Origin of the sequence: Otariodibacter sp. (genome assembly GCF_029256985.1) — a bacterium.
In the GTDB taxonomy this organism is placed as follows: domain Bacteria; phylum Pseudomonadota; class Gammaproteobacteria; order Enterobacterales; family Pasteurellaceae; genus Otariodibacter.
Genome location: NZ_JARIDQ010000066.1, coordinates 1 through 4891, shown reverse-complemented (window position 1 = coordinate 4891; position 4891 = coordinate 1). Strand labels below are relative to the sequence as shown.

The following is a 4891-nucleotide window of genomic DNA, read 5'->3' as shown; positions in this document are numbered from 1 at the left end:
GTATTGCGGTTCACATATAAATTACCTGCCTCAATTGTTGCTAACCATTGCTCAACAGTTTCATCAATACGGCTATGTAATCCACTGGTTAATCCAAAACCAGTCGAGTTAATATCTTTCATCACTTGCGATAAGTTTTTAGCATTAAATCGAACTACGTGTAGAACTGGTCCAAAGACTTCCTGTGTGAGCTGACGGATATTATCAATCTCTAGTAATGTAGGAGGTACAAAGATTCCACCCTGTTCAACAGAATCCTCTATCGGTACTTGATAATAAGATTTTGCAACCTTTTTGAATTTCTCAATATGCTCAAGTAAACGAGATTGTGCAGTACGATCAATCACAGGGCCGACATCAATATTAAGAGCTTGCGGTTTACCGACTTTTAATTCCGCCATTGCACCTTTTAACATTTCAAGTAGATGATCGGCGATATCTTCTTGTAAATAAAGTACACGTAAAGCTGAACAACGTTGTCCTGCTGAATCAAATGCTGAATTCAAGACATCTACAACAACCTGCTCTGCCAAAGCAGAACTATCCACGATCATTGCATTTTGCCCGCCAGTTTCAGCAATAAGCGGTAAGATTCGCTCAGATTTTTGCAAATTCGTGTTGATATGTTTCGCTGTTGCCGTTGAACCAGTAAAAATCACACCATCAATGCGTGGATCAGCAATAAGTTTATTTCCAACTTCTTTACCACTTCCTAGCAAGCATTGAAGTGCTTGAGTAGGAATCCCTGCTTGATGGAATAAAATGACCGCATAATGTGCCATTAAACTGGTTTGTTCCGCTGGTTTAGCCAATACCACATTACCTGTTACCAATGCAGAAGATACTTCACCAACAAAGATAGCAAGAGGGAAGTTCCACGGGCTAATAGTCGCAATAATGCCACGAGGTTGGGTGAATCCTTCAGGATTCACTTTCACTTCTTTTGCATAATATCGGCAGAAATCGACCGCTTCTCTCACTTCTGCAATCGCATTATTTAATGTTTTACCTGCCTCTCTCACTGCAAGATCGAATAAAACAGGCATATTCTGTTCCATTAAATCAGCCATTTTTTCTAATGCTTCAGCACGAACAACTGGAGAAGTATTTTGCCATTCTGACTTAAATGCTTCTGCCACTTCAAACGCACGCTCAATATCTTCTAAAGAGGCATCAATAACTTCCCCAACAACTTCTGTTAAATTAGCGGGATTATTGACTAAACGAGATTCGGTATTAGTTGTTTTACCGTTCGCAATTAATGATTCTGCCACATATTTTTGTGAAAGATTATTTAACTGCTCTTGAAGAGTTTTTAATGAGATTGCATCCGTTAAATCATAACCTTTGGAATTAAAACGTGATTGGCCAAATAGATGTTGTGGTAATGGAATTTTAGGATGCATAGTACCCTCTGTTTCAAGGGCTTTTGTGGTTGGTTCTTTGACGAGTTCATCAATATCTAAATTTTCATCAACAATTTGATTCACAAAAGAGCTATTTGCACCATTTTCTAATAAACGGCGAACTAGATATGCAAGTAAGGTTTGATAAGAACCCACAGGGGCATAAATTCGGCATTGGACATTCAAATTATCTTTACCTACAACCTGATCATATAAGGTTTCTCCCATTCCGTGTAAGCATTGGAATTCAAAACTCTTGCCTTTAGCCAAGTGATATACGGTAGCAAGCGTTTGAGCATTATGGGTTGCAAATTGTGGATAAATCACATCCTGTGCAGAAAGCAATTTTTTAGCACACACAACATAATTCAAATCAGTATGAACTTTACGGGTAAAGACAGGATACCCTTCAAGGCTATCTGTTTGAGCTCGTTTGATTTCTGTATCCCAATAAGCCCCTTTCACTAATCGAATCATTAATTTTCGATTGTTTTCTCGTGCTTTCTCAGTTAGGTACTCAATCACATAAGGACAACGTTTTTGATAGGCTTGCACAACGAAACCAATACCATCAAATCCAGCTAAATCAGAATCAGAAAGTAATTTATCCATTAAATCCAAGGAGAGTTCTAAACGGTCTGCCTCTTCCGCATCAATATTTAAGCCAATATCATATTGTTTGGCTAATAGAAATAGTGATTTTAAACGAGGATAAAGTTCGTCCATTACTCGTTGATGTTGCGATAAGCTATAACGAGGGTGGATTGCTGATAGTTTCACAGATACACCTGATGACTGATAAACACCAAGCCCTTTAGAGGTTGAGCCTACGGCATGAATAGATTGAACGTAGTCATTATAGTAGCGTTTAGCATCTTCTTCTGTTAACGCAGCTTCACCTAGCATATCGTAGCTATAACGATAGCCAATAGCAAAACGTTTCTCACCATTTTTTATGGCTTGTTGGATTGTTTCACCCGTCACAAATTGCTTACCAAGCAAACGCATTGCAACATCAACACCTCGTCGAATCAGTGGTTCACCACCCTTTGCTAGCAGTTGGGTCAATGCTGAAGATAAGCCTTTCTCATTATGTGTATCTAACAATTTTCCTGTAACCACTAATCCCCAAGCTGCCGCATTAACAAATAGCGAAGGACTATGTCCAACGTGAGATCGCCAATCGCCTTTTGCTAATTTATCCTTAATAAGTTTATCTGCTGTTTCTTGATCTGGTATTCGCAACAATGCTTCAGCTAAACACATCAAAGCAATACCTTCTTGACTAGATAAAGAAAACTCATGCATTAACGCATCCACACCGCTCGCTTTTTGGCGAGATTCTCTTACTTTTCTAACGAGTTTCTTAGCTAAAATTTTAATCTCTCCTGAAAGAGATTCTGTTTCCGCTTGTTCAATTAATGATTTCACTAATGACTGCTCATCTGCTCGATAGTGAGCACTTAATTTTGAACGAATAGTTATATTTGACGGGAGAAGTTGATAGTTTGGCAGTGACATAAATAAATCCTTCTGAATAAAATATCTTCTGCAAAACAGTAAGAGTATCTTACCGCTTGTTAGTATTAATTTTACTAATAAAAAAGCGACTGATATAAGACATCAATCGCTTTTAATTTTCTATTAATTCATTTCTCTTTCGTAAGCTTTTTGGGCTTTTTCAAAAGTTGTAACAATTTCTTCTCTAGGTGCTGGCGTAACGAGTGACACAATAAAAATTGCAAGCGTTGCTAAAATAAATCCTGGAATCATCTCATAAATACCACTGTCTGGCACTAAAGTATTCCAAAATACCACAACCAACGCTCCAGTTAACATACCAGCCATAGCTCCTGCGGCATTCATACGTTTCCAAAAGAGTGAAAGAATAACCACTGGACCAAATGCACAACCAAAACCAGCCCAAGCATATGAAACAAGCCCTAGTACTTTACTATCAGGATCCTGAGCTAACACAATAGCAAGCACTGCAATCGCCAGTACCATTATACGACCAAGCCAAACTAACTCTTTCTCTGTTGCGTTAGGTTTTAACATACCTTTATAGAAATCTTCAGTAATTGCACTTGAACAAATCAATAATTGGCAACTCAATGTACTCATTACTGCCGCTAAAATTGCTGATAATAAAACACCTGCAACCCATGGATTAAATAATAATTTTGCAAGTTCAATAAATACTTGCTCATGATTTTGATTAACTAATTCAGCTTGTCCTAGATTAGCAAAAAAATATGCCTGACCAAAAAATCCAATTCCGACAGAACCAAATAAACAAATAATCATCCAAGTCATACTAATACGGCGAGCGTTAGGAATAGAACGAGGACTGTCTGCAGCCATAAAACGCGCTAAGATATGTGGTTGGCCAAAATAACCTAATCCCCAAGCCGAAAGACTTAATAAGCCAACAAATGTTGTACCAGTGAATAAATCAGTAAAATCTTTATTAGCAGCTTCACCTGCTTGCATTAATACAGTATGAGTTTCTTCAAAACCACCTAATTGGATCAAAATGAATACTGGAGTTAAAAATAATGCAAATAACATTAATGTTGCTTGGATAGTGTCAGTCCAACTTACTGCTAAAAAACCACCGATAAAAGTATAAATAATTGTTGCTAAAGCACCATACCAAAGTGCTGTTTCATAAGGCACACCAAATAAGTTCTCAAATAATCTAGCACCAGCAACAACGCCTGAAGCACAGTAAATAGCAAAAAAGAAAAGAATAATCGCTGCAGAAATAATTTTCAGTAATTTTGTTTTATCACCAAATCTATGATGAAAATATTCAGGTAAAGTTAATGAATTAGCATTAAATTCCGTATGCATTCTTAATCGACCTGCAACAAATAGCCAGTTTAAATAAGCTCCGATAGTTAAACCTATAGCAATCCACCCTTCAACTAAACCTGCGGCATATATTGCACCAGGTAATCCCATCAATAGCCAGCCCGACATATCTGAAGCACCTGCTGATAAGCCTGTTACAAAACTGCCTAAACGACGCCCACCTAAAATATAGTCGGATAAATTGTTCGTAAACCGATAAGCAATGAAGCCAATAGAAATCATCCCTACGATATAGATTAAAAATGTAATTGTGGTTGGATCGAATCCAAACATGGCATTTCCTCTTGGTTAAATAAAAAAATATAATAGAAATTATCAAAAGACTAGATGTCACAGATGATATAACCCATTACTTACGCATAGAGTATAACTTAAAAAAATATATAAATTACAATAAATTAACAAAAATGAGATATGGATAACATTTTATCTCGAAGATAAAAAGCAAAAAACCGTAAGTTATCTCTAACTTACGGTTTCCTTTAATAAAGCCCTGATGGCGACCTACTCTCACATGGCGAATCACCACACTACCATCGGCATAACAGCATTTTACTTCTGAGTTCGGAATGGATTCAGGTAGTTCCACTGCACTATGACCATCAGGA

Annotated in this window: 2 protein-coding genes and 1 rRNA gene; all 3 read right to left on the bottom strand. The window is 37.2% G+C overall.

What is annotated here, in order from left to right:
• Nucleotides 1-2927: bifunctional proline dehydrogenase/L-glutamate gamma-semialdehyde dehydrogenase PutA (gene putA, locus Q1J40_RS06785; protein WP_301099308.1), on the bottom strand; the 2927-nt coding region annotated here is incomplete at its 3' end.
• Between the two features lie 123 nt (nt 2928-3050).
• Nucleotides 3051-4556, bottom strand: coding sequence for a sodium/proline symporter PutP (putP, locus tag Q1J40_RS06780; protein ID WP_301099306.1), 1506 nt, complete (start codon nt 4554-4556; stop codon nt 3051-3053).
• 218 nt (nt 4557-4774) lie between these two features.
• A 5S ribosomal RNA gene (gene rrf, locus Q1J40_RS06775) occupies nt 4775-4890 on the bottom strand.
• Between the last annotated feature and the right edge of the window lies 1 nt (nt 4891).

Bases quoted from the DNA above. Each gene is read 5' to 3' on its own strand.
- putP (WP_301099306.1), bottom strand. From the start codon at position 4,556: ATGTTTGGATTCGATCCAACCACAATTACATTTTTAATCTATATCGTA.